The sequence below is a fragment of the Dyella thailandensis genome (assembly GCF_050749815.1).
Lineage (GTDB): Bacteria > Pseudomonadota > Gammaproteobacteria > Xanthomonadales > Rhodanobacteraceae > Dyella_A.
Window position 1 is genome coordinate 2087097 of sequence record NZ_CP192735.1, and the last position, 23625, is coordinate 2110721.

The 23625-nt window shown below is 68.6% G+C and carries 24 protein-coding genes and 1 riboswitch; of the genes, 16 read left to right on the forward strand and 8 right to left on the reverse strand.

The features are described 5' to 3' along the window. Nucleotides 1-82: 82 nt before the first annotated feature. Both ACQVBX_RS09675 and ACQVBX_RS09680 read right to left on the reverse strand, forming a co-directional pair. Complete coding sequence (locus ACQVBX_RS09675; RefSeq protein ID WP_017461331.1) at nt 83-724, reverse strand: response regulator; 642 nt, start codon at nt 722-724, stop codon at nt 83-85. A 128-nt stretch (nt 725-852) separates the two neighbouring features. Continuing rightward, on the reverse strand, nt 853-2085 hold the full coding sequence (locus ACQVBX_RS09680) for a sensor histidine kinase (protein ID WP_431633886.1): 1233 nt from the start codon (nt 2083-2085) through the stop codon (nt 853-855). Between the two features lie 196 nt (nt 2086-2281). Here ACQVBX_RS09680 and ACQVBX_RS09685 point away from each other — a divergent pair, with 196 nt between their 5' ends. From ACQVBX_RS09685 to ACQVBX_RS09705, 5 genes are read left to right on the forward strand one after another with little or no spacing between them, the layout of a single operon-like run. After that, nucleotides 2282-2872, forward strand: coding sequence for a GNAT family N-acetyltransferase (locus tag ACQVBX_RS09685; protein WP_431633887.1), 591 nt, complete (start codon nt 2282-2284; stop codon nt 2870-2872). Beyond that, entirely contained in the window at nt 2869-3651 is a 783-nt protein-coding gene (gene minC / locus ACQVBX_RS09690) for a septum site-determining protein MinC (protein ID WP_431633888.1), read from the forward strand. The genes ACQVBX_RS09685 and minC overlap by 4 nt, the downstream gene beginning before the upstream one ends. A gap of 56 nt (nt 3652-3707) precedes the next feature. Further along, complete coding sequence (minD, locus tag ACQVBX_RS09695) at nt 3708-4523, forward strand: septum site-determining protein MinD (protein WP_431633889.1); 816 nt, start codon at nt 3708-3710, stop codon at nt 4521-4523. Nucleotides 4524-4528: 5 nt separating this feature from the next. Further along, nucleotides 4529-4795: a cell division topological specificity factor MinE gene (minE, locus tag ACQVBX_RS09700; RefSeq protein ID WP_431633890.1), complete on the forward strand. Its 267-nt coding sequence runs from the start codon at nt 4529-4531 to the stop codon at nt 4793-4795. Nucleotides 4796-4850: 55 nt separating this feature from the next. Continuing rightward, entirely contained in the window at nt 4851-5372 is a 522-nt protein-coding gene (locus tag ACQVBX_RS09705; RefSeq protein ID WP_431633891.1) for a hypothetical protein, read from the forward strand. Here the strand turns inward: ACQVBX_RS09705 and ACQVBX_RS09710 are convergent. The 3 genes from ACQVBX_RS09710 to ACQVBX_RS09720 all read right to left on the reverse strand — a co-directional run bounded on the left by ACQVBX_RS09710 (nt 5344) and on the right by ACQVBX_RS09720 (nt 9804). Continuing rightward, the gene (locus tag ACQVBX_RS09710) at nt 5344-7632 is read right to left on the reverse strand and encodes a DUF5916 domain-containing protein (RefSeq protein ID WP_431633892.1); all 2289 of its coding nucleotides are present in this window, start codon (nt 7630-7632) and stop codon (nt 5344-5346) included. The genes ACQVBX_RS09705 and ACQVBX_RS09710 overlap by 29 nt on opposite strands. 183 nt (nt 7633-7815) lie before the next feature. Then, nucleotides 7816-8349, reverse strand: coding sequence for a DUF3887 domain-containing protein (locus tag ACQVBX_RS09715; protein ID WP_431633893.1), 534 nt, complete (start codon nt 8347-8349; stop codon nt 7816-7818). A 195-nt stretch (nt 8350-8544) separates the two neighbouring features. Continuing rightward, nucleotides 8545-9804 (reverse strand): multidrug effflux MFS transporter, encoded by a 1260-nt coding sequence (locus ACQVBX_RS09720; protein ID WP_431633894.1) that lies wholly within the window; start codon nt 9802-9804, stop codon nt 8545-8547. A 92-nt stretch (nt 9805-9896) separates the two neighbouring features. After that, nucleotides 9897-9958: riboswitch (Fluoride riboswitch) on the forward strand. Between the two features lie 87 nt (nt 9959-10045). Here ACQVBX_RS09720 and crcB point away from each other — a divergent pair. From crcB to ACQVBX_RS09755, 7 genes are all read left to right on the forward strand, one after another. Next, a complete protein-coding gene (crcB, locus tag ACQVBX_RS09725; RefSeq protein WP_431633895.1) occupies nt 10046-10435 on the forward strand; it encodes a fluoride efflux transporter CrcB in 390 nt (129 codons plus the stop codon). A gap of 31 nt (nt 10436-10466) precedes the next feature. Further along, nucleotides 10467-10787, forward strand: a complete 321-nt coding sequence (locus ACQVBX_RS09730; RefSeq protein ID WP_431633896.1) for a DUF190 domain-containing protein — start codon at nt 10467-10469, stop codon at nt 10785-10787. Between the two features lie 143 nt (nt 10788-10930). Beyond that, nucleotides 10931-12049, forward strand: coding sequence for a cyclopropane fatty acyl phospholipid synthase (gene cfa / locus ACQVBX_RS09735; RefSeq protein WP_431633897.1), 1119 nt, complete (start codon nt 10931-10933; stop codon nt 12047-12049). A 76-nt stretch (nt 12050-12125) separates the two neighbouring features. Then, nucleotides 12126-13151, forward strand: coding sequence for a proline iminopeptidase-family hydrolase (locus ACQVBX_RS09740; RefSeq protein ID WP_431633898.1), 1026 nt, complete (start codon nt 12126-12128; stop codon nt 13149-13151). A 122-nt stretch (nt 13152-13273) separates the two neighbouring features. Continuing rightward, nucleotides 13274-14734: a diguanylate cyclase gene (locus ACQVBX_RS09745; RefSeq protein WP_431633899.1), complete on the forward strand. Its 1461-nt coding sequence runs from the start codon at nt 13274-13276 to the stop codon at nt 14732-14734. Nucleotides 14735-14779: 45 nt separating this feature from the next. Further along, the gene (locus ACQVBX_RS09750) at nt 14780-15151 is read left to right on the forward strand and encodes a cupin domain-containing protein (protein ID WP_431633900.1); all 372 of its coding nucleotides are present in this window, start codon (nt 14780-14782) and stop codon (nt 15149-15151) included. After that, complete coding sequence (locus ACQVBX_RS09755) at nt 15148-16023, forward strand: TraB/GumN family protein (protein ID WP_431633901.1); 876 nt, start codon at nt 15148-15150, stop codon at nt 16021-16023. The genes ACQVBX_RS09750 and ACQVBX_RS09755 overlap by 4 nt, the downstream gene beginning before the upstream one ends. Before the next feature lie 101 nt (nt 16024-16124). On the opposite strand, the gene ACQVBX_RS09760 is transcribed toward ACQVBX_RS09755, so the two are convergent. After that, the gene (locus tag ACQVBX_RS09760) at nt 16125-16910 is read right to left on the reverse strand and encodes an N-formylglutamate amidohydrolase (RefSeq protein ID WP_431633902.1); all 786 of its coding nucleotides are present in this window, start codon (nt 16908-16910) and stop codon (nt 16125-16127) included. A 187-nt stretch (nt 16911-17097) separates the two neighbouring features. On the opposite strand from ACQVBX_RS09760, the gene parC reads away from it, so the two are divergent. Next, nucleotides 17098-19335, forward strand: coding sequence for a DNA topoisomerase IV subunit A (parC, locus tag ACQVBX_RS09765; protein WP_431633903.1), 2238 nt, complete (start codon nt 17098-17100; stop codon nt 19333-19335). Nucleotides 19336-19777: 442 nt separating this feature from the next. Continuing rightward, on the forward strand, nt 19778-20221 hold the full coding sequence (locus ACQVBX_RS09770; protein ID WP_431633904.1) for a hypothetical protein: 444 nt from the start codon (nt 19778-19780) through the stop codon (nt 20219-20221). 114 nt (nt 20222-20335) lie between these two features. Here the strand turns inward: ACQVBX_RS09770 and ACQVBX_RS09775 are convergent, their stop codons facing one another. Together ACQVBX_RS09775 and ACQVBX_RS09780 are read right to left on the reverse strand one after the other, a co-directional pair. Then, nucleotides 20336-20737, reverse strand: a complete 402-nt coding sequence (locus ACQVBX_RS09775) for an NUDIX hydrolase (protein WP_431633905.1) — start codon at nt 20735-20737, stop codon at nt 20336-20338. Continuing rightward, entirely contained in the window at nt 20734-21222 is a 489-nt protein-coding gene (locus ACQVBX_RS09780) for an NUDIX hydrolase (RefSeq protein WP_431633906.1), read from the reverse strand. Before ACQVBX_RS09780 ends, ACQVBX_RS09775 begins: the two co-directional genes overlap by 4 nt. Before the next feature lie 106 nt (nt 21223-21328). Between ACQVBX_RS09780 and ACQVBX_RS09785 the strand changes: the two genes are divergently transcribed. Together ACQVBX_RS09785 and ACQVBX_RS09790 are read left to right on the forward strand one after the other, a co-directional pair. Continuing rightward, complete coding sequence (locus tag ACQVBX_RS09785) at nt 21329-22138, forward strand: phosphodiester glycosidase family protein (RefSeq protein ID WP_431633907.1); 810 nt, start codon at nt 21329-21331, stop codon at nt 22136-22138. Continuing rightward, nucleotides 22135-23607 carry a penicillin acylase family protein gene (locus ACQVBX_RS09790; protein WP_431633908.1) on the forward strand — a complete coding sequence of 491 codons (1473 nt, stop codon included), beginning with the start codon at nt 22135-22137 and terminating at the stop codon, nt 23605-23607. The genes ACQVBX_RS09785 and ACQVBX_RS09790 overlap by 4 nt, the downstream gene beginning before the upstream one ends. Nucleotides 23608-23625 lie beyond the last annotated feature (18 nt).

Sequence of the window (23625 nt, forward strand, 5' to 3'; positions counted from 1 at the left end):
AAAATGAGGCTGCGCGAGGCCCCGCACCCCATGGCGCGCCCGTACATGCGTCACCGAATGGACGGCCGAACGTACGTGCGGCTCAGACGATGCCCAGCTCCAGCGCCTTCAATACGGCGCGGGTGCGATCGCGCACCCCGAGCTTCGAAAGGATGTTCGACACGTGGTTCTTCACCGTGCCCTCGGCCACCTTCAGCGAGTTGGCGATTTCCTTGTTGGAGTAGCCGCCGGAGAGCAACCGCAGGATCTCCGTCTCGCGCTCGGTGAGGGGATCGGGCTGCTCCAGGCTGGTGAACTGGTTCTGGATGCGCCCGACCCCGGCGAGCAGGCGCTGGGTCACCATCGGCGCCACCAGCGAACCGCCGGCAGCCACCGTTCGCACGGCCTCCACCAGTTGCTCCAGCGACACGTCCTTCAATAGATAGCCGCGCGCGCCGGCCTTCAGGCCCTGCAGCACCAGCTGGTCGTCGTCGAAAGTGGTGAGGATGATCGTGGGCGGCAGTTCGTTGCGTGCGGACAGCGCCTGCAGAACCTCCAGACCGCTCATGTTGGGCATGCGCAGATCCAGCAGCACCACGTCGGGCTTGATCCGCGGAATCTCCAGCACGGCCTGCGCGCCATCGGCGCATTCGGCGACCACGCGGATGTCCTCGGCCAGGTCCAGCAGCGAACGCACCCCCTGGCGCACCAGGTTCTGATCGTCGACGAGACAGACAGAAATCATTGCGGATCCTCAGAAACGTGGATAACTGTGCTGGCACCGTGGCTGGCACGGCGCCGGGGCAACACCGCAGTCCCCCTGCGAGGGGACATTCTGGCATGCCGCCGGGCCGGCCGAACGCGCGGCCGGGTTCATGGGAGGCTCAACGCCGGCGGCTCGAAGCGAGTGGGCGCGTGCGCCAGTGCGCTGACCTCGCCCAGCGGCAGCCGCACGGTCAGCGCGAATCCCTGCATGGCGCCGGTGTCCACCATCACGCTGCCGCCGAATTCGGCCAGGCGCTCGCGCATGCCACTCATGCCGTTGCCGGGCGTGTAGTTGGCCGCACCGCGGCCGTCATCGCGCGCATGCAGACCGAGCATGCCGTCTTCGGCATAGGCGAAATGCAGCCACAGGTTGCGCGCGCCGGCGTGGCGCGCGGTATTGGTGATGATTTCCTGTGCGCAACGCAGCAGCACCTGGGCGCGTCGCGGATCTTCCACGCTGAAGCGCGGCGGCGTCTGCACGTGCACGTCCAGGCCGGGCACGCCTTCGATCAGGCTGCGCAACGCCTGGGTCAGGTCGATCGCATCGTCCTGGCGCAGTTCGCTCACCGCCTCACGCACGTCCGACAGCAGGTGCTTGGCCGTGGCCTGCGCCTTGCGCACGTGCTCGGCGGCCTTGTCGTTGGCCAGGTGGCTGGCCACTTCGAGATTCAGGCTGAGCGCGGTGAGGTGGTGCCCGATCAGGTCATGCAGCTCGCGCGCGATGCGCATGCGCTCGGCAATGCGGGTGGATTCGGCGAGCAACGCGCGCGTGGCGCGCAGTTCGGAATTGAGCCGGCGCTGCACCTCGCGCTCCTCGGCCTGCTGCGTCGCCACGGTGGAGGTGATGAACACCAGGGCGGAAAGACCCAGATACATGCATACCTGCAGGATCGCCGTGCCTACCGTCCAGCCTTGGTAGCTGGCGATCACCGGGATCAGCAGCAGATTCTGGCCCAGCAACCAGGCCAGGCCGGCGACCACAGGCAACTGCCAGGGAAGTACCACGGCGATCACCAACATCAGCATCGCTGAGAGACCGCTCTGGCTGAACCAGCCCACCGCCACCGCGGCCTCGGTGATCAGCAACAGCAACAGCAGTTTGGTGGCTGGACGCAGCGCCCCTTCCCCACTGAATTGGCTCCGGGCGGTGAGCGAGATGAAAGCCACCCCGAACAACAGGTACGAGAGCAACCAGCTGGAGAGCGTTGGACTGTTCCACCACCACACATGCGACTGGCCCAGCCCCCAGTTCCCCGGCCACAGCGGCAGGCTCACGCACAGGTACGTGAACAGGCCGGTATACCGGAGGACGCGTACGTGATTGAACTGGAACCAGGGCATGGCCGCATCATAGGCCCCGCCACGGCGGCCGCAATGCGCGAGAAGTCACGGCGGCACCCACCGTGAGCAGACCGCTTTACGCCGGTTTTACATCGCCCCATGCGGGTGTGGGGGCGGCGCCCGCGTGGCATAATGCGCCGCCCTGCCCGCCCCGCGCGGGCAAGACACCCTCTTCGACACCCAAGCGGAGCAACGAATGGCCCTTGCCATCCGCGACGTGCGCGAGCACGACCTGGATGCCGTACTGGCACTCAACAATGCCGCCGGCCGCTCCATCCTCGCCATCGACGCGGCCCAGCTGCGTTTCTTCTACGAGCATGCGGACTATTTCCGCGTCGCCGAGATCGACGGCGAGCTCGCCGGGTTCCTTATCGCCATGCGCGAGGGGCGCGACTACGACAGCCCCAACTACCGCTGGTTCTGCGAGCACTATCCGCAGTTCCTCTACATCGACCGCATCGTGATCGCCAACGCGTTCCGCCGCCACGGCCTGGGCCGCATCTTCTATTGCGACGTCACCAGCTACGCCGAAGTGCGCGTGCCGCTGCTCGCCTGCGAGGTGTTCCTGGAGCCGCGCGACGACGTGGTGGTGCTGTTCCACGGCACCTACGGCTTCCAGGAAGTCGGCCAGCAGCGCATGGGCGATTCCGGCCCGCAGGTCAGCCTGCTGGCCAAGGACCTGCCGAGCTACGGCTACGTGCGCGACACCTACCTCGAACACGGCCGCCTGCCCGCCGAACCCTGGCTGGCCGAGCGCCTGCCCCCACCGAACGAACCCCACGCATGAACGCCAAGATGGACACCTCCGACGCCTGCGACCTCCGTTTCGGCCAGGTCGGCATTGCCTGCGTGCGCGTGCGCCGCCCCGATGCCGCGGCGCTGTGCGACGAGCTGGAGCGCCGCGTGCGCGCCGCGCCTCAACTGTTCGCCCGCGCCGCCGTGGTGCTGGACCTCAGCCACCTGCTCGACCTGCCCGACGACGGCATCGTCGATGCCCTGCTCGAAGCCGTGCGTACCGCGGGCATGCTGCCGGTGGGCCTGGCCTACGGCACCAGCGAGACCGAGGCGCTGGCCAAGCGCATGGGCCTGCCGCTGATCGCCAAGTTCCGCGCTGCGTACGAGCCGGAGGGTGGCAGTGCCGCCGCGCCGGTCGCGGCGGCCGCCCAGCCGGCACCGGCTTCGGCGGCGCCGGCGCGCGAGCCCATCCACGCTGCTGCGTCGGCACCGGCCGGCCCCGCGCTCGGCGCACAACACCACGATGGCGCGGTGCGCTCGGGCCAGCAGGTCTACGCGCGCGATCGCGACCTCATCGTCACCGGCGCCATCGCCAACGGCGCCGAGGTGATCGCCGACGGCAACATCCACATCTACGGCGGCCTGCGCGGTCGCGCCATGGCCGGCGCTCAGGGCGACGAGAAGGCACGCATCTACGTATCCGACTTCCGCGCCGAGCTGGTGGCCATCGCCGGCCACTACCGCGTGTTTGAACAGATCCCCAAGGATCTGGAGGGCCAGTCTGTGCAATGCTGGCTCGATGGTGAAAAATTGATGATCGCGCGGCTCTGAACCCTCCGGGCCGGACGATCCACTAGAACAATAACGAATACCCGGGAGATGAACCCTTGAGTGCACAGATCATCGTTGTCACGTCCGGCAAAGGCGGCGTCGGCAAGACCACCACCAGCGCCTCGCTGGCCACCGGCCTGGCCATTGCCGGCAAGAAAGTCGCGGTGATCGACTTCGACGTCGGCCTGCGCAACCTCGACCTGATCATGGGTTGCGAGCGCCGCGTGGTGTACGACTTCGTCAACGTGGTGCACGGCGAGGCCACGCTCAAGCAGTCGCTGATCAAGGACAAGCGCTACGAGAACCTCTACGTGCTCGCCGCCAGCCAGACCCGCGACAAGGACGCACTGACCCAGGAAGGCGTGGAGAAGGTGCTGCAGGGCCTGTCCGACGAGGGCTTCGACTACGTCGTGTGCGACTCGCCGGCCGGCATCGAGAAGGGCGCGCACCTGGCGATGTACTTCGCCGACCACGCGGTGGTGGTGGTCAACCCGGAAGTGTCCTCGGTGCGCGATTCGGACCGCATCCTGGGCCTGCTGGCCAGCAAGACCCGCCGTGCCGAGCGCGGCGAGGGCGCGATCACCCAGCACCTGCTGCTCACCCGCTACAACCCGGGCCGCGTGGCCGCCGGCGAGATGCTCAGCGTGAAGGACGTCGAGGAGATCCTCGGCATCAGCGTGGTCGGCGTGATCCCCGAATCGGAGAACGTGCTGGCGGCCTCCAATGCCGGCGTGCCGGTGATCCTCGACGAGAACTCGATGGCCGGCCAGGCCTACAGCGACACCGTGGCCCGCATCCTGGGCGAAGATAAGCCGCTGCGCTTTACCGAAGTGACCAAGAAGGGCTTCTTCCAGCGCGTGTTCGGGAGCTGATCGGCATGGGTATCCTCGATTTCCTCAAGCGCAAGCCCGAAGCCAGCGCCAACGTCGCCAAGGAGCGCCTGCGCATCATCGTGGCGCAGGAGCGCTCCACCCGCGGTGCGCCTGACTACCTGCCGATGATGCGCAACGAGCTCCTGGAAGTGATCAAGAAGTACGTGCAGGTGGACATCGAGGCGATCTCGATCAACCTCGAGCACGACAGCGGCCACGAAGTGCTGGAGCTGTCGGTCGCCCTGCCCGATGGCAAGCCCGGCGCGGCCTGAGCCGCGCGCCGCACCATCGTCAGCCGCACGGCGTGCGGCTGAATAGCTGACCGGCATGCATCCCACGGCTCCCGTCCATGCGCCCAGTGTCGACGCCGTGCTGCGCCTGGCAGAGCTGGGCGAGGCGCCGGCCGCGGCGCTGCTTGCGCGTTTCGACCTGCGGCTCGAGCGCGTCGCCGACGGCGAGCCGATCCCCGGCAGCTTCTGGGGTGACGAAGAGGCCGGCATCATTGGCACCACCGTCTACGCCCGCGGCGACACGCCGGTGCACTCGCTGCTGCACGAGGCCTGCCACCTGATCGTGCTGCCGCCGGAGCGCCGCGCCGCGGTGCACACCGACGCCACCGACTCGATCGAGGAAGAGGACGCCACCTGCTACCTGCAGATCGTGCTGGCCGATGCGCTCCCGGGTGTCGGGCGCGATCGGCTGATGGCCGACATGGACGCCTGGGGCTATTCGTTCCGGCTCGGCTCGACCCGCGCCTGGTTCGAGCAGGACGCGGAGAACGCCCGCCAGTTCCTGCTCGACCGGCAGCTCCCGGTGGAACTCAGAGCTCGAAGCGGTACGACAGCTTGACCAGTAGCTGCTCGCTGTCGCGCAGGTCGAAGCTCTGGGCGAACTGCGAACCGGCCTCGGTGTAGCGCGGATCCAGCAGGTAGCCACCGCGGGCATAGACCACGTAGAGATCCGACAGCGGCGCCAGCTCATAGCGGTAGCGGATCTGGAACCCTAGATTGCGCACGCTGAAATCGTTGACCGGATCATTGGTGCGCACGGCGCGCGCGTCCGGGTTCACCCGATAGGCGCCGCGCAGGCGCGCGTCCAGCCCGAGCGCCTGCAGCTTCACCCGCAGCTCCTGGCGTCCGCTGATGTTCCAGTTCACGCCGGCGTCGAGCAGGATCGAGTGGCTGTCGAAGCTGCCGATCAGGTTGTCGTGCTGCCACACCAGCCACTCCGGCTGGTAGCGGTAATCCGGCCCGCCGAACACGCTCAGCGCATCGCTGAAGAAGTAGGTCGGCTCGAACAGCACCTCGTAGCCGATCCGGCGCATGCCCACGCGGTCGCTGCCGGAAGCGGTGATCTCGCTTTTCCACGCCCAGTCGCCCTGGCGCGGGCTGGTGCGCGTCCAGTCGAACAGATGGATCGCGGGAATGCGCAGCACACCGTGACCGCGGGTCAGCAAGTCGTCGTAGGCCGGCGTGTTGAGGTTGAGCTGCATGTCCTCCTCGCCGCCATCGCGCAGCTGGCTCTGGCGGATGATCCGCAACTGCCGCTGCAGCTTCACGCCGCGGTCGTTGTCCATCCCGATGATGCGGAATCGCCAGCGGTGTGAGGCGTACTTCGAATCGGCCGGCAGATTGGCGTAACGGCGCTGCACTTCCCAGTGCAGGTAGTTGAGGCTGTTGCGCGGCAGATAGCCGAAGTCGTTGACGTCGAGCTTGTCGTCGAAATGCATGGCCAGCCACTGTTGGGTCCAGCGCTCGTTCATTTCGTACTCGACCACGCTGGTGGCACCCACGCCGGTCACCAGTTGTCCGTGCTGGTCGATGCGGCTGCCGACCACGTTGCTGGTGACGGTGAGCTTGTCGTTCGGCTGCCAGCGATGGTCGATGCCCAGCACGTTGGCGTCGCGATCGAGGAACGGCCGCTCCACATGCGTAGCCAGCAGGCCCAGCGCCTGCGCGCCGAAATCGTGCTCCAGCCGCAGCGCGCCGAAACTGCGCCCGGCGTCGCCGCTTTCCTGCGCCGCCATCACGCCGTACTGGGTGGTGCCGACGCTGCCATTGAGCTTCACCGCACCCTCGACGTCGGCCGCGCCGCTGCCGTCGTCCGCCGGGCCGCCGACACGCCGGGTGTAGATCAGCTGGCTGTTGTCGATCAGCAGGCTGAAATCGAAGATGCCCTGGTTCTCGGTGAAGAACGGCCGCTTGTCGGTGAAGAAGGTCTCTTCGGCGCCGAAGTTCACCACCAGATCGTCGCTCTCCACCTGGCCGAAGTCCGGGTTGATGGTGGCGGTGAGCTGGGTCTGCCCGTTCGGCTTCCAGAAAATGTCCGCGCCCGCCTTGCCCTGGTCGCGCCCGCGCACCTGGTCGCGCACGCCCACCACATAGGGCGTCACCGCCAGCAGCGGCTGGTTGTAGGCCGGCAGCGTCACCGGGGTGAAGTCCGACACGAAGCGCGCACGGCTGAAGCTGGCCACCGGCCAGGCGTCGCGTTCGCCGGTGGAGCCGATCACGCGGTCCAGATAGATGCCCACGGTACGCGCGTCGCCGTCGGCGGCCTGCATCGGGGCGATGTACCAGGGGATGAGCATCTCCACGTTCCAGCCGCGGGCGTCCTCGCTCACGGCATGCTTCCAGTTGCCGTCCCAGTCGGTGTTGAACGTCGTCTCGCTGGTGATCACCGCGTCGTCGATGTCGTTGCTCAGCGTGACCGTGAAGTCGTAGCCGGTGCGACCGTCGCCGTTGAAATCGATCATCAGGTTGACCCGGTCCACCTGCGCCTGCTCGTCGCGGCGAATGCGCTGCCGCGTGCGCGGCACGCCCGGCGGCTGGATGCAGCGGAAGGCGATTGCCAAGCCCTTGGGCGTGGACAGCACCCAGGCTTCGGTCGGCAGGCTGGCCGGGTCGCCGTTGAGCGGCTGCACCTTGCGGAAATCGGTGATGTGCCGGGCGCCGGCCCACTCGGCCGGATCGATGTGCCCGTCGACCTTGATCCCGGCGCCGCCATCGGCGGCCTCGGCCGTGCGCATGCCGGCGCAGCCGAACAGCAGCAGCGACACGACCGCCAGGCGGCGCCACGGGAAACCACGAAAACTGTCACGGAGTGGGAGCATGCGGGCGAGCCACGAAACGCGGCGCTTGATGGCTGGGGAGCGCGCAGCCTAAGTGCGACGGCGCGCGATGCCGCATGGCAGAAGTCATGCCAACCCTCGCCGCGCGACGTGCATCGCACGGCGGACAAGCAAACGGGCGCACCCGAGGGTGCGCCCGTCCGGGCTTGCGCGAGGCGGTGCCGATCAGCCGCCGGACGGCGCCTTCGGCGTCATGCCCGGGCTGGTGGACGTGTTTGGCGGAGCGATCTGGCCGATCTGCAACGCGAGGACGGCGCCCTTGTCGTTGCAGGCAACCTGCGCACCGACCTTGCCGCGCTGGTAGGTCATCGGCAGCAACACCACGGTCACGTCATTGATCTGCTGGCTCTGGGCCTGGCCGAAACCCGAGCGCTGGCCGAACTTCTGTCCCAGCGACGCCCAGCCTTCCTTCAGTTTGTCGTCCGGCAGCTTCTCGTGCAGCTTCGGGTCGAACGACTTGGTGGCCGCCGTCATGTCGCTGCGGTCGAGCGCGCCGATCATGCTCTTGGCGGTGGAGGTGCAGCGCGCTGCCATCGCCGGATCGGCTGGCTGCGGCTGCGGCTGCTGCGAGGGCTGTGACTGGGTCGGCGGCGTCGCCGATGCGGGCGGGGCAGTCGGAGACGTGCTCTGCGCCTGGGCGGCACCGGCCGCCAGGGTCAGCGAAAGCGAGGCAAGGATCGAACGGGTCAGGTTCGTCATGAAAGAACTCCTTCGGGAAGGCGGGGCATGGGGATCGCCTGGCGATGGCCATGCCGTTCCGCGGGAGGGTGATGCCGCGGCGCGAGCGCTCGACGGCAACGGAGACTGTCTGCGTGGCAGACCCCCTGAGGCTCCCAGCCTCGCCCGTCGATGTCAAAGCCGCGCCGGGGAACGATTCATGTTCGGGCGCTTCGCTCAGCGCGGCTCGGCAATCTGCGCCTGCAGTTCCACGTCGCGCGGCGGCGGCGCGGGCGGCGTTTCGCGCAGGCGCCGCTGGTACCAGCGCCAGGCCAGCCAGCCGATGCCGGTGAGCACGCTGCTGCCCACCGCCAGCGGCAGCAGGCTGGAGGACAGCAGCGGCGACAGCACACCGGCCACGCCAGCATTGAGCAGCAGGCTGACGAACGCCTGCACCGAGGAGGCGCCACCGCGGCGCTGCGGAAAACGGTCCAGCAGCAGCAGCGTCAGGGTGGGAAAGGCCAGCTGCACGCCGATGCCGTGCAGCACCAAGGGCAGCATCGACCAGGGCAGCACGCCGGCGGGCGCCAGCAGACCGCCCAGCAGGTGCAGCAGGCAGGCCGAGCCCATCGAGGCGTAACCGAGGTTCACGGTGAAAGTCACGCTGTGCCGCTCGGCCAGTCGCCCCGACAACCACGCGCCGAACACCAGCCCCGCCACCACCGGCAGGAACAGCCAGGGAAAGCCCTGCGCCGACAGATGCAGCAACTCGCGCACGATGCGCGGCGCCGAGGCGATGAACAGGAACAGCCCGCAGAAGTTGATCGTGCTGGAGATCAGCAACGGCACGAACGGCCGATCGCGCCCGAACGAGAGGTAGGTCGCCACCAGCTCGCGCGGCACGAACGGCGTGCGGCTCTCAGGCGGATGGGTCTCGCGCAGCAGCGCCACCAGCGCCACCGCCATCAACACGGTGAACGCGGTGAGCAGCCAGAAAATGCCGTGCCAGCCGTCCAGCCACAGCAGCTGCGCGCCGACCATCGGCGCGATCACCGGCGCTACGCCGAAGATCATCATCACGCGCGACATCAGCTTCTGCGCCGCGGCGCCCTGCAGCGAATCACGCACGATCGCGCGCCCCACCACCAGACCCGCACCGGCGCAGGCGCCCTGCAGCGCGCGGCAGCCCAGCAGCATGGCGAACGAGGTGGACATCGCCGCGCCCGCGGAGGCCAGCGCGTACACCAGCATGCCCACGATGATCACCGGCTTGCGCCCGATCGCGTCGGAAATGGCGCCGTGGAACAGGCTCATCCCGCCGTAGGTGAGCAGATAGACGCTGATCAGCTGCTGCAGCGCCGTGTCGTCCACCGCAAAGTGACCACCGATCAACGGAAACGCCGGAAACACCGCGTCGATGGAAAACGGGCCGATCATCGACAACCCCGCCAGCAGCCATGGCAGGCTGCGCGGAACGGTGGGGGCGGCGGAAGTCATGGGGCGCTTCGGACAGTCGGCGGGCAGGCGCGCCAGCATATCGCCAGCGCGGCGCAGTTGACCGGCCGCGGGCCGCATTTGCTACGATCGCCTGACAGATGGGAGATGGCATGCCTCCCCGAACCGCCGCAAGGCTGATGATGCCTGGTTGAACCCCTCGCGGGGTGGCCGGGCATTTTTTCAGGCGCCGCCTGACGATGCCCACCGCGCCCGCACCACGACTGCTGGAATCCGGATGCGCATGGATCTCACCTCTTTGTTTGCTGTCGGCTGCGGCGCCTTCCTGGGCGCGGTGCTTCGCTGGATGCTTGGCTTCTGGCTCAACCCGCTGTTCCCCACGCTGCCGCTGGGCACGCTGGGCGCCAACCTGCTTGGTGGGCTGCTGATGGGGCTGGCGATGGGCGTGTTCAGCCAGTTCGACGCGCTCTCGCCGGCCGCGCGGCTGTTCTTTACCACCGGCTTCCTGGGCGGGCTCACCACGTTCTCCACCTTTTCGGCCGAGACGGTGACGCTGATGCTGCGCCAGCAGTACGCGTGGATGCTGGCGATTGTCAGCGTCCACGTGATCGGCACGCTGGCGATGACGCTGGCCGGCATCGGCCTCGTCCGCGCCCTCACCGCCGCCCGCTGAGGCGCCTGCCACCACCTTTCGGAGCATTCGCATGAACGGCTATTCGCTGCGTTTCTACATGCACGAGAACCAGAAGCACCACGGCATGCTGCTGTACGAATGGTTGCTGGAGGCGGCCAAGAAACACCACGTCCACGGCGGCTCGGCGTTCAAGACCATTGCCGGCTTCGGTCGCCACGGGCAGATCAACGCCGCGCATTTCTTCGAGCTGGCCGGGGAGCAATGCGTGCTGGTGGAGTTCATCGTCGACGCGGCTACCGCCGACACCCTGGTGGCACTGGTGAAGGAGGAGAAGGCGCCGCTGTTCTGGGCGCGCTTCCCGGCGGAGTTCGGGGTGGTCGAGGCGTCCTAGCGCGACGTTGACGCGCGACCGACGCGGCCTGGCCGATGCTGGCGACCTTGGCGCAGTTGTACGATCGCCGCTCGGGTCGCGTCCGCAGCGCCACGTCTCGTCGGCCGCCGGCCCACCGTACCCGCAACGCGTAGGAGGCGCCGATGCATTCGGATTCGCTGCGACGCAAGGCCGAACAGCTGCTGTCCCTGGCCGGTATCGAGATCAACGGCGATCGCCCCTGCGACCTGCGCGTACACGACGAGCGCCTGTACGCCCGCGTGTTTTCGCACGGCTCGCTGGGCCTGGGCGAGGCCTACATGGACGGCTGGTGGGACGCCGACGACCTCCCCGGGATGTTCACCCGCATCCTCTCCTCGCACCTGGACCAGGAGCTGCGCACGCTCGACACCTTGCTCGCGCACCTCAAGGCCCGCTTCCTCAACCGGCAGCGCGGCGAGCACGCCTTCGAGGTCGCCGAAACCCATTACAACCTGGGCAACGACCTGTTCCGCGCCATGCTCGGCAAGCGGCTGGTCTACTCGTGCGGCTATTGGGCGCAGGCGGAGAACCTGGACGACGCGCAGGAGGCCAAGCTCGACCTGGTCTGCCGCAAGCTCGGGCTTCGGCCCGGCCAGCGCGTGCTGGACATCGGCTGCGGCTGGGGTGAGGCGCTGAAGTTTGCCGCCGAGCGTTACGGCGTGGAAGGCGTGGGCATCACCGTGTCCACCGAGCAGGCCGCCTTCGCCAGCGAGCTGTGCCAGGGGCTGCCGATCGAGATCCGCGTGCAGGACTACCGCGAGCTCGACGAGCCGTTCGACGCGATCTACTCCATCGGCATGTTCGAGCATGTCGGGGGGCGCAACTACCGCAGCTACTTCGAGACGGTGAGGCGCTGCCTCCGGGAAGACGGCCTCTCGGTATTGCACAGCATCGGCAGCAACGGTGCGCCGGCGCAACCGGACCCGTGGATCGAGAAGTACATCTTTCCCAATTCGATGATCCCCGCCGCCAGCCAGGTCGCCGCCGCGCTGGAAGGACTGTTCGTGGTGGAGGACTGGCACAACTTCGGCGCCGACTACGACCGCACGCTGATGGCCTGGCGTGACAACTTCGATCGCGCCTGGCCGGAGCTCTCAGCGCATTACGACGAGCGCTTCCGCCGCATGTGGCATTTCTACCTGGGCGTGTCGGCCGCCGTGTTCCGCAGCCGGCGCGACCAACTGTGGCAGCTGGTGCTTAGCCAGCACGGCGTGCCGGGCGGCTACCGCGCGCCGCGCTGAGGGGCGGACCTTGGTCTGACTTGCCGACGGCGGCGGCCGGCGGGATAGTCATGGCGCTTTCCCGGGGAGAAACGCCATGAACAAGCTTGCCGCACTGCTGGCCGCCCTCGTGCTGCCGTTCGCCGCCGCCGCGCAGTCCGCGCCACCGGCCAGCTACTACAGCCACGCTGGGCACGACGACGTGCTCTCCGGCGGAGTGAAGATGATTCCGATCACCACCCCGCTCGGGAAATTCCGGGTGTGGACCAAGCGCGTGGGCAACAACCCGAAGCTGGCCGTGCTGCTGCTGCACGGCGGGCCGGGCATGACGCACGAATACTTCGAGGCGTTCGACAGCTACCTGCCCGCCGCCGGCATCGAATACATCTATTACGACCAGCTCGGCTCGGCCTATTCCGACCAGCCCAAGGGCCCGGGCACCGACGCGCTGTGGACCACCGACCGCTTCGTCGAGGAAGTCGAGCAGGTACGCCAGGCCCTGCACCTGGACAAGAACAACTTCTGCCTGCTCGGCCACTCCTGGGGCGGCATCCTGGCGATGGAGTACGCACTCAAATACCAGCAGCACCTGAAGTGCCTGGTGATCTCCAACATGGTCGACTCGATCCCGCAGTACAACGAGTACGCCAAGCACGTGCTCGAGCCGGCGATGGATCCCAAGCAGCTGGCCGAAGTGAAGGCGATGGAGGCCGAGCATCGCACCGACGACCCGCGCTACATGCAGATCCTGACCACCATGCACTACGAGAAGCACGTGCTGCGCATGCCGCAGGCGCAGTGGCCCGAGCCGGTGACCCGCGCGTTCGGCCACGTCAACAGCCACATCTACACGCTGATGCAGGGCCCCAGCGAACTGGGCGCCAGCGGCGTGCTGGAGCACTGGGACCGCAGCAAGGACCTGCACACCATCACCGTGCCGACGCTGGTGATCGCCGGCAGGTACGACACCATGGATCCGGACTACATGGCGCAGATGGCGAAGAAGCTGCCCAAGGGCCAGCTGCTGCTGTGCCCCAAGGGCAGCCACATGTCGATGTACGACGACCAGCAGACCTACTTCGCCGGGCTGGTGAAGTTCCTCGATGCGGTCGAGGCCAGATGATCCGGACCGGCCCGGGCGGTCGCCGTCGACGCGGCGATTTTGCTGAACGGGTCGGCTGATCGGCATACTGCTCGCCGGGGTCGGGGGACCCCGCGAGGCGGCACTTGCACGGGGGGAGCGTGATGACGGCAAACGACTTCGGACGCTTGCGCCAGTGGGCGCAATGGGGCGCGCAGCGCAGCGTGGCCTACCGTTATCTCGTGCTGGCGGTGGCGTGGCTGGCGCTGTGGCGTATGGCCGGCCTCATGCAGTACGCGCCCCATGCCAGCCTGTGGTTCCCGTCCGCCGGCCTGACCTTTGCCGCGCTGCTGGTGATGGGCTGGCGTGCGCTGCCGGTACTGGTGCCCTGCGCCATGGCGGCCACGCTGTGGATCGACCGCCTGTACCTCACCGGTACGCCACCGGGCTACCTGCTCGGCGCCGGCGCGCTGTTCGCTGGCGCGCACTGTCTGGCCTACGGCACCGGCGCCCTGCTGCTGCGACGGTTGATCCGCCGTCGCGCCACGCCCACCGCACCGGCTGTGGTGATGGCGTTTCTCGCGATCGGCTCGCTCGCCGCGCTGGCTGCCGCGTTGCTCGGTGTGCGCGCGCTCGCGTTGGCCGAGATGCTCGATCCGGCCGCGACGCCGGGCCTGTGGCTGCCGTGGTGGATCGGCGACATGGCTGGCGTGCTGGTCTTCACCCCGCTGTTCATCGGGTTGCTGAGCCTGCGCTATCCCTCGATCGAGGCCTGGCTGGGCGGGCTGTCGTTCCAGCCACAGACGCGCGGGCGTGGCGCCTACGTGGGCAAGCTCGCCTTGAGTGTGATGCTGGTGCTGGGCGTGCTGCTGCTGAGCGCGCGTACCGACGGGCACGAGGCAGCCTTTGCGCTGTTCTTCCTGATCCTGCCGCAGATGTGGATCGTGCATACCGAGAGCCCGTTGCGCAGCGCCGCCAGCATCGCGCTGTTCGGCACCACGGTGGCCGTGATGGTCGCGGCGCTGGGCCTGGTCGGGCAGGCGCTGGTCTACCAGTTCGCCATCTGCGTGATTGCCGCCAGCGCCTGCTTCGGGTTGGGCGTGCCCGCACTGATCGCCCAGAACCGGCAGCTCGGCGAGCTGGCGCTCAGCGACGGGCTGACCGGCGTGGCGACCAAGGCGTACTTCTTCGAATGCGCCGCGCGAGAGCTGGTCGATGCGCACGGCCAGGGCCTGCCGGTGTCGCTGATCGTGCTGGACATCGACGAGTTCAAGCAGGTCAACGATCACTTCGGCCACGCCGCAGGCGATCAGGTGCTGGTGGGCCTGGTGCGCACGCTGCGCATGCAGCTGCGCCAGTCGGACCTGGTGGGCCGCTTCGGCGGCGACGAATTCATGGTGCTGCTGCCGGGGCTGGCGCTGGACCGGGCACAGGCCACCGCCACGCGGCTGGCGCAGGCGCTGGCCGGGCTCACCGTGGCGGGCATGTCCCGCCCGCTCTCGGCCAGCTTCGGCGTGGTGGGCGTGGGCGATGGCGAGCCGATCATGGAGGCGTTCGACCGCGCCGATGCGCAGCTGCTTGCCGCCAAGCGCGAACGCCACGCTGGCGCGCCCGCCGCGGCGTGAGTCCACGACCTTGATCGCCGCCGCGCTGCGCCCTACCGTCGCGGCATGATCCCGGTACTGACCCCCACCGACGCCGCCGCGCGGCTCGACGAACTCTGGTCACCGCGCGTGCTTGCAGCGGTGGACGACACGCTGGTGAAGGTGGCCAAGGTGCACGGCTCGCTCACCTGGCACAGCCACGCCGATGAGGACGAGCTGTTCTACGTACTGCGCGGCTCGTTGCGCATCGAACTGGAAGACGGCGTAGTGGAACTGGGCGCCGGCCAGATGTGCGTGGTCCCGAAGGGTGTGCGCCACCATCCGGTGGCGGACGAGGAGTGCCACCTGCTGCTGGTCGAGCGCCGCAGCACGCGCCACACCGGCGACGAGGTGACCGCGCAGACCCGCTCGCTGGACGAGCAATTGCGCCCGCTGTGAGACACGCCGTCCTCGCCCTGCTGGCTGCGCTCGCGCTTGCGCTGCTGCCTACCCCGTCCCTCGCCAAGCCGGCGCTGTGGGTGGTGAAGGATGCCGACACCACGCTGTACCTGTTCGGCACCATCCACCTGCTGCCGAAAAATGCCGACTGGCACTACGACGCGCTCGACCACGCGCTGGCGCAGAGCGACGCGCTGATGGTGGAGATCACCGACGACAACCCAGCCAACATGACCGCGCTGGTGCTGCGCCTGGGCATCGATGCAGCGCATCCGCTGTCCAGCCTGCTCTCTTCCGGCGACTTCCACCGGCTGGAACTGGCCGCGCGCAAGGCCGCCCTGCCGGGCACCACGGCGCTCAACGTGATGCGCCCCTGGCTGGCCACCCTCACGCTGACGCTGGCGCCGCTGACCAAGGCCGGGCTGGACCCGGCGCGCGGCGTCGACCGGCAGTTGCGCGAGATGATGACCAAGGCGGGCAAGCCGGTGCGCGCGCTGGAAACCGCCGAGCAGCAGATCCACTTCCTCGCCGACATGCCGACCGCGATGCAGCTGGACATGCTGCGCCAGACCGTGCATGAGGCCGACCACGCCAGCATCGAACTGCAGGCGCTGTTGGATGCGTGGCAGGCCGGCGACGATGCGGGCATCGCCCGGCTGGAAAACGACCTGATGAAGCGCGAGACGCCGGCGCTCTATCAACGCCTGCTGGTGCAGCGCAACGCCCGCTGGGCGAGCCGCATCAAGGCCATGCTCGACACGCCCGGGACGGTGTTCATCGCGGTGGGCGCCGCGCACCTGGCAGGCCCCGACAGCGTGCAGGCACAGCTGCAGAAACTCGGCATCAACAGCGCTCGCGTCCCCGCCCCATAACGACCCACCCCCTCCCTTGTAGGAGCCCGCTCGCGGGCGATGCTCTTGGGCCCTGATGCCGCATCGAAGCCAAGGCATCGCCCGCGAGCGGGCTCCTACAACTACAACGGCGGGGGAATCAGCCCGGCGTGCTGAGCAGCGCGCAGCAGCCAGTGCGCCATGCGCTCGCCCCACACGCGCTGACCCTCGGCGTCGGCGATGAGGTCCTGGCGCACCTCCAGCTCCACGTGCGGCAGGCCGCGCTGCTCGCCGTAGACGGGGATCGCGTAGTCGGTGGCATCGCTCACCGCATAGGGCTGGTTGTCGCCCACACACCAGCCGTCGGCGCGCATCACCTCCAGCAACGGGTGGGCCAGCCGCGCGTCGCGCTGGTACAGCACGCCCAGCTCCCACGCGCGGGCGTTATCCATGAACACCGGCGTGAAGCTGTGCACGGTGACCAGGATCGTCGGCCGGCCAGCGGCGGCGCGCCGGTCCAGCTCGGCCACCGTGCGCTGGTGGTAGGGCTGGAAGATCTCCTCGCGCCGGGCCGCCACGGCGTCGGCGGTCAGCTCGTGGTTGCCCGGCACCGCGGTGCGCTCGCTCATCGTGACGATGGAACCGGGCGCGTCCAGCGGGCGGTTGCAGTCGATCACCAGCCGCGAATAGGTCTGGCAGATCAGCCAGGCATCCAGCGTTTCGGCGATCACCCGCGCCATCCCGGCCGCACCGATATCCCAGGCGATGTGGCGATCCCACTCCGGCGCCGGCACGCCTAGGTCGCCCAGCGCGGCGGGTGCCGCGCGGCCGGCGTGGTCGCAGGTGAGCAGGAACGGCGAGGCGCCATTGGCGCGATAGACGGTGAACGGGGCGGGATCGGCGGGGCCGAGCAGGCGGGATGACGGCATGGAGCGAGGCGCGAGCGGCAAAACCGGCACGATACCGAGCGCCCCGGTCGGGAGCCAGCACCGCCGGCGCAATCCGTGCGACGGCAGCACGGCATAGTGCCCGGCGCAAGCTGTCACCCCCCGGCCCGTTCTGGCACCATCGACCGGCTGTCCGCGCCGCCGGCGCGCTTATCGATTGATCGAAAAAATGAACCTGCAAGCCAATTACGAACAGATCCCGCTCAAGGAATACGCCGAGCGCGCGTACCTTGACTACTCCATGTACGTGGTGCTGGACCGCGCCCTGCCCTTCGTCGGCGATGGCCTGAAGCCGGTGCAGCGACGCATCATCTACGCGATGAGCGAGCTGGGCCTGGCGGCCACCGCCAAGCCGAAGAAATCGGCGCGCACCATCGGCGACGTGATCGGCAAGTTCCATCCGCACGGCGACAGCTCCTGCTACGAAGCGATGGTGCTGATGGCGCAGCCGTTCTCGTACCGCTACCCGCTGGTGGACGGCCAGGGCAACTTCGGCTCGCCGGACGACCCCAAGAGCTTCGCGGCCATGCGCTACACCGAGTCCAAGCTCAGCCCGATCGCCGAGGCGCTGCTGGGCGAGCTCGGCCACGGCACGGTGGACTGGGTGCCGAACTTCGACGGCACCATGGACGAACCTAGCTGGCTGCCCGCGCGCGTGCCGCACGTGCTGCTCAACGGCTCGATGGGCATCGCCGTGGGTATGGCCACCGACATCCCCCCGCACAACCTGCGCGAAGTGGTGAGCGCCTGCATCCGCCTGCTGGATGATCCAGAGGCCAGCGTCGCCGACCTGTGCGAGCACGTGCTCGGCCCGGACTACCCGACCGAGGCGGAAATCATCACCCCGCGTAAGGAGCTGCTGGCCATCTACACCACCGGCAACGGCTCGCTGCGCGCCCGCGCGGTGTACGGCGTGGAAGACGGCAACGTGGTGATCACCGCGCTGCCGCACCAGGTGAGCCCGTCGAAGATCCTCGAGCAGATCGCCGCGCAGATGCGCGCCAAGAAGCTGCCGATGATCGAGGACCTGCGCGACGAGTCCGACCACGAGAACCCTATCCGGCTGGTGATCGTGCCGCGCTCCAATCGCGTGGACACCGACGAGATGATGCAGCACCTCTTCGCCACCACCGACCTGGAGAAGAGCTTCCGCGTCAACCTCAACATGATCGGCATGGACGGCCGGCCGCAGGTGAAGGATCTGAAGAAGATCCTCACCGAGTGGCTGAGCTTCCGCACCGCCACGGTCACCCGCCGTCTGGAGCACCGCCTGGGCAAGGTCGAGCGCCGCCTGCACCTGTTGGAAGGCCTGCGCATCGCCTACCTCAATCTGGACGAAGTGATCCGCATCGTCCGCACCGAGGACGAGCCCAAGCCGGTGTTGATGAGCCGCTTCCGGCTCAGCGAACAGCAGACCGACTACATCCTCGAGACGAAGCTGCGCCAGCTGGCCCGGCTCGAGGAAATGAAGATCACCGCCGAGGCGAACCAGCTCGAAGAGGAGCGCGCGCGCATCAACGTGCTGCTGAAGTCGTCGGCCAAGCTCAAGGGCCTGATCAAGGAAGAACTGCGCGCCGATGCGGCCAAGTACGGCGACGACCGCCGCTCGCCGCTGGTGCAGCGCGAGGTGGCGCAGGCGTTGGACGAGAGCGCGCTGGTGGCCAGCGAGCCGGTCACCGTGGTGCTCAGCCAGAAGGGCTGGATCCGTGCCGGCAAGGGTCACGACGTCGACGCCGAAGGGTTGAACTACCGCGAAGGCGACGGCCTGCTCGCCGCGGTGAGGGCGCGCACCACCCAACAGATCGCGGTGATCGACTCCACCGGCCGCAGCTATTCCACCCCGGCCCACACCCTGCCCTCGGCACGCGGCAACGGCGAGCCGCTGACCGGCCGCTTCACCCCGCCGGCCGGCGCCAGCTTCGACGCGCTCGCCGCAGGCGACAACGATACGCGGCTGATCCTCGCCACAGACTTCGGCTACGGCTTCGTCACCCGCTTCGAGGCGCTCACCGGCCGCAACAAGGCCGGCAAGCAGATCATCAGCCTCAGCGACGGCGCCAAGGTGCTGGCGCCGCAGGTCAGCGCTGATCCGTCGCGCGACCGCATCGTGGTGGTCACCTCCGAAGGCCATCTGCTGATGTTCTCCGTCGCCGAGTTGCCGGAACTGGACAAGGGCAAGGGCAACAAGCTGATCGAGATCCCGAAGAAGCAGATGACGGAAGGTGAGCGCGTGGTGGGCGTGGCCGTGGTGGCCGAAGGCAAGGGCGAGGTCACGATGTATGCCGGCCAGCGCAAGCTCACGCTGAAATGGGCCGACCTGGTCGAGTACGGCGGCAACCGCGCCACCCGCGGCGGCGTGCTGCCGCGCGGCCTGCGCCGCGTCGAGCGGATCGAAACCACCGGCTGAACCCACCGCTTTTTGTAGGAGCCCGCTCGCGGGCGATGCCTTGGCTCTGGTGTCACATCAAGGCAAAAGCATCGCCCGCGAGCGGGCTCCTACAGTGAGTCGCATGGATCGGCGGCGTCGTGGCGGAGGGCAGCAACCCTATCGACACATCCCAGGCATGGCACGAAGCACGAATCCCAAAGGCCGCGCACTGCCGCGCGGCCTGCGCCGGGTCGAGACCATCGTCCCCGCACCGCCCCGCAGGAGCCCGCTCGCGGGCGATGCTTTTGCCTTGATGCGACACCAAAGCCAAGGCATCGCCCGCGAGCGGGCTCCTACAGTGGGTTGCGGGATCGACCGCTTTTGGCGCCGGCAGGAACTTCCCGTCCTCGCGGCACCCAAAGCATGGCTGTGCACGTACCGCGTCCCCACGCGTTGACACGGCATCACCCGCGGAGCGCACATGACTTTCCATCGAACCCTCGGCCTCCTCCTCGCCAGCGCGTTGGCCACCTCTGCCGCGGCGCAGAGTGCGAGCCAGCCACTCAACCTCAAGCTCCCGCCCAGCGCCGCTCCCGCCGCGAGCAGCAGCGCGGCCAAACCCGCCAGCGCCAGCACCGCACCGGGCGTCTACTACGGCGACACCAGCGGCACCACCGACGCGGCGATCGCGGCCAACGAGCCGGCCGATACCTGCGACGACGCCACCTACAACAAGACCCAGGTGCACGGCAGCGTTGGAACCGGCGTGGTCGCCGGAAGTCACTTCAACGGCAACTACCAGACCGGCACCGTCAACCTCTCCAAGGCGTTCGGCGACTGCGACCACCCGACCGGCGGCGTGAGCATCTCGATCGGCGCCGGCCAGGGCCATTTCGACCACGACGGGCGCCGCGTCGGGCGCTGAGCGGCAGTTATTGTGCGGAAATCCCTGAAGCAGGGTCGCCGGTCGCCACGACCCGCGAGCGCGCGAATCGCCCGCGGCTTCTCGTGACATCGCCAAGCGCCCTGCCGCGAGGTATCAGAGACGCGGCAGGATGTGCTCGCGGCTGAGCCGCGCGATCGGCAGGTCGCCCGGCGCCGCCGGATCGATCCAGCGCAGTTCCTCGATCTCGGCCTGGGCGCGGATATCGCCAGCCACCTCCACCGCGTAGACCTCACCTTCCACGGTGTGACCGGGCTCGTTCGCCGCCGGTGCGCTTGCGCGCCACAGGTACTGCGCCGAACTGGGCACCAGCGTCACCCCGAGCTCCTCGTGCAGCTCGCGGGCCAGCGTGGCGAGGTCGTCGGCGTCGTGCGGATCGCGCTTGCCGCCCGGTTGCTGGAACACCGTCGCGCCGCGCTTGCGCACCAGCAGCACGCGACCGGCCACGTCGCGGATGACCGCAGCAACGATGCGGATGCGCCGGTCTTCACCGCTCACAGGCGGGAGAACGACCAGGACTGCATGCGGCCGTCCTTGTACGGCATCACGCCGTGGAACGGGCGCGGGTCCTCGTCGAACACCAGCGGCAGGAAGTGGCGATCGCCCTCCCACATCGGCAGCTCCATCAGCCGGTCGCGCTCGACCCACTCCAGCGTGCCTTCCGGATTGGTCTGCAGCGGCGTGCCCTCGAAGGCGTCGACGATGAAGATGAAGCCGAGCCAGTCCTCGCCCTGCTTGCCGAAGCCGGGCCAGTTGAGGGTGCCGCGTAGCTGCATGGAGGTGCACTCGATGCCGGCCTCCTCGCGGATCTCGCGACGCATGCAGGCGGCGGCGTCTTCGCCCGGCTCCATCTTGCCGCCCAGGCCGTTGTACTTGCCCAGATGCTGGTCGTCGGGGCGCGCGTTGCGGTGGATCATCAGCACCCGGCGGCGATCGGGCGAGAGCACATAGCCGAGCGTGGCGACGATGGGGCAGTAAGGCATGGCGGAGGCTGGCAAAGCGCACAGTGTAGCGCCGCCGCGTGCGCCGGCTGAACCGTCACCGCCCGCGCCCTTGCGTCAACCCGTATCGCCCGGCGACCATCGGGGAATGCCTGGATCACCCGCACCGGTTCTGACGTTTCCCCGCTGGCGCCCGCTGATCGGCGCCGCGCTGTTGCTCGCCCTGCTGGTCGGCTGCACGCCGCGCGCGCGCGCGTTGGACAGCGAGGAGCGCGAGTTCGATGGCCAGCGCTTCCACGTGGTCAGCATCGACCTGACCCGGCAGAGCCTCAGCCTGCACTGGCGCAACCCCGACGATGGCCAGGCCTACGGCAGCATCGACGCCCTGCAGCAGTGGGGCACGCGCCACGGCAAGCGGCTGCTGTTCGCCGCCAACGCGGGCATCTACGACCACAAGGACGCCCCGCTGGGCCTGTACGTGGAAGGCGGACGCACGCTGGTGCCGCTGAACCGCGCCCGCGGCAATCCGGCCGCTGGCAACTTTTCGATGCAGCCCAACGGCGTGTTCGCGGTATACGCCGACGGCCGCGCCGCCGTGCGCACCACCGAGGCGTTCAAGGCTGAGGGCAAGGCCGCGGCGCTGGCCACGCAGTCCGGCCCGATGCTGGTGATCGACGGCCAGCTCAACGCGCAGTTCGAAGACGACTCCTCCAGCATGAAGTGGCGCAGCGGCGTGTGCGCGACTTCGCCCACGCGTGTGGTGTTCGCGGTGAGCGAGACACCGGTGAACTTCCACACCTTCGCGCGGCTGTTCCGTGACGGCCTGGGCTGCCGTGACGCGCTGTACCTGGACGGCAGCATTTCGCAGTTTTACGTGGACGGCGAAGGCTACAGCGGCGCGCCCTCGTTCATGCTCAAGCCCTATGCCGGCATCTTCGCGGTGTTCGGCGATTCATGAGGCGCGAGACCGTATGGCGCTGGGCGCGCCGCCTGCTCGTGGCCCTCGTGCTGCTGGTGCTCGCCGCCGGCATTGGTGCGTGGGTGCTGCTGGCTCGTAGTCGTGCCGCGCTGGATGGCGAGGTCGTGGCGCGCGGATTGAGCGCCCCGGTGAGCATCCAACGCGATGCGCTGGGCACGGCCACGCTCGAAGGCAAGACCCGCGACGACCTCAGCTATGCGCTGGGCTATGTGCACGCGCTGGAACGCTACTTCTCGATGGACCTGATGCGCCGGCTGCCCGCCGGCGAGCTGTCTGCGCTGGTCGGCAAGGCCGCACTGCCGACCGATATCGCACATCGCCGCCTGCGCCTGCGCGCGGTAGTCGAGCAGGCCTACGCGCAACTGCCGGCCGATCAGCGCCGCACGCTCGATCGTTACCGCGATGGCGTGAATGCCGGGCTGGGCGATCTGTCCGTGCGGCCGTGGGAGTACTTCCTGCTCGGTACGCGGCCGCAGCCGTGGCGGTCGGAAGACAGCCTGCTGGTGATCGCCGCGATGTACCTGGACCTCAACAGCGACGGCGGCAACACGCGCGAGCTGCGCATCGCCCAGATGCGCGCCGCCCTGCCGCGCGCGGTGGTGGATTTCCTGCTCGCACCCGACCCGGATTGGGAGGCGCCGCTCACCGGCACGCTGTCGCGACAACCGGTGGTGCCGGACGCCGCCACCTTCGACCTGCGCCACCAGGCGACGGCGAAAGGACACGACCTCGCCGACGTGCTGGCCCCGGCGCTGGACGACGCCCGTCCCGGCAGCAACAGCTTCGCGGTGGCCGGTGCGCTCACCGGCAGCGGCGCAGCGCTGCTGGCCAACGACATGCACCTGGGCCTGCGCGTGCCGAACCTGTGGTTCCGCGCGCGCCTGCGCTACCCGGATGCCGGCGCGCCCAACGGCATGCGCGACGCCAGCGGTGTCACCCTGCCCGGCACGCCGGCGCTGGTGGTCGGCTCCAACGGCCAGGTCGCCTGGGGCTTCACCAACAGCTACGGCGATTGGGAAGACTGGATCCGCGTGCAGCGCGATCCCGCAAACGCCAGCCGCTACCGCACGCCCGAGGGTTGGGAAGACATCGCCGCGCACCGCGAGACGATCCACGTGAAGGGCGCGCCCGATCACGTGATGACGGTGCAGGACACGCGCTGGGGACCGATCCTCGCCCGCGACACCGACGGCACGCCGCTGGCGCTCGCGTGGACCGGCGACCGGCCGCGCGGCTACAACCTCGCCCTGATGCAGCTCGAACGCGCGCCCGACATGGCGCACGCGCTCGACCTCGCGCCCACGCTGGGCATGCCGGCGCAGAACCTGCTCGTCGCCGACAGCGCCGGGCATATCGGCTGGACCATCGCCAGCAACAGCATCCCGTTGCGTCGGGGCATCGATCCGCTGGTACCGGCCGACTGGTCGGCCCGGATACTGGCTGGGTAGGCTGGGCCAGCGCGGCGC

Bases quoted from the DNA above. Each gene is read 5' to 3' on its own strand.
- ACQVBX_RS09785 (WP_431633907.1), top strand. From the start codon at position 21,329: ATGCCTGGATCACCCGCACCGGTTCTGACGTTTCCCCGCTGGCGCCCG.
- ACQVBX_RS09685 (WP_431633887.1), top strand. From the start codon at position 2,282: ATGGCCCTTGCCATCCGCGACGTGCGCGAGCACGACCTGGATGCCGTA.
- ACQVBX_RS09740 (WP_431633898.1), top strand. From the start codon at position 12,126: ATGAACAAGCTTGCCGCACTGCTGGCCGCCCTCGTGCTGCCGTTCGCC.
- ACQVBX_RS09760 (WP_431633902.1), bottom strand. From the start codon at position 16,910: ATGCCGTCATCCCGCCTGCTCGGCCCCGCCGATCCCGCCCCGTTCACC.
- ACQVBX_RS09710 (WP_431633892.1), bottom strand. From the start codon at position 7,632: ATGCTCCCACTCCGTGACAGTTTTCGTGGTTTCCCGTGGCGCCGCCTG.
- ACQVBX_RS09730 (WP_431633896.1), top strand. From the start codon at position 10,467: ATGAACGGCTATTCGCTGCGTTTCTACATGCACGAGAACCAGAAGCAC.
- ACQVBX_RS09750 (WP_431633900.1), top strand. From the start codon at position 14,780: ATGATCCCGGTACTGACCCCCACCGACGCCGCCGCGCGGCTCGACGAA.
- parC (WP_431633903.1), top strand. From the start codon at position 17,098: ATGAACCTGCAAGCCAATTACGAACAGATCCCGCTCAAGGAATACGCC.
- ACQVBX_RS09745 (WP_431633899.1), top strand. From the start codon at position 13,274: ATGACGGCAAACGACTTCGGACGCTTGCGCCAGTGGGCGCAATGGGGC.
- ACQVBX_RS09680 (WP_431633886.1), bottom strand. From the start codon at position 2,085: ATGCCCTGGTTCCAGTTCAATCACGTACGCGTCCTCCGGTATACCGGC.
- ACQVBX_RS09780 (WP_431633906.1), bottom strand. From the start codon at position 21,222: ATGCCTTACTGCCCCATCGTCGCCACGCTCGGCTATGTGCTCTCGCCC.
- crcB (WP_431633895.1), top strand. From the start codon at position 10,046: ATGGATCTCACCTCTTTGTTTGCTGTCGGCTGCGGCGCCTTCCTGGGC.
- minE (WP_431633890.1), top strand. From the start codon at position 4,529: ATGGGTATCCTCGATTTCCTCAAGCGCAAGCCCGAAGCCAGCGCCAAC.
- ACQVBX_RS09790 (WP_431633908.1), top strand. From the start codon at position 22,135: ATGAGGCGCGAGACCGTATGGCGCTGGGCGCGCCGCCTGCTCGTGGCC.
- minC (WP_431633888.1), top strand. From the start codon at position 2,869: ATGAACGCCAAGATGGACACCTCCGACGCCTGCGACCTCCGTTTCGGC.
- ACQVBX_RS09720 (WP_431633894.1), bottom strand. From the start codon at position 9,804: ATGACTTCCGCCGCCCCCACCGTTCCGCGCAGCCTGCCATGGCTGCTG.
- cfa (WP_431633897.1), top strand. From the start codon at position 10,931: ATGCATTCGGATTCGCTGCGACGCAAGGCCGAACAGCTGCTGTCCCTG.
- ACQVBX_RS09770 (WP_431633904.1), top strand. From the start codon at position 19,778: ATGACTTTCCATCGAACCCTCGGCCTCCTCCTCGCCAGCGCGTTGGCC.
- ACQVBX_RS09675 (WP_017461331.1), bottom strand. From the start codon at position 724: ATGATTTCTGTCTGTCTCGTCGACGATCAGAACCTGGTGCGCCAGGGG.
- ACQVBX_RS09705 (WP_431633891.1), top strand. From the start codon at position 4,851: ATGCATCCCACGGCTCCCGTCCATGCGCCCAGTGTCGACGCCGTGCTG.
- ACQVBX_RS09715 (WP_431633893.1), bottom strand. From the start codon at position 8,349: ATGACGAACCTGACCCGTTCGATCCTTGCCTCGCTTTCGCTGACCCTG.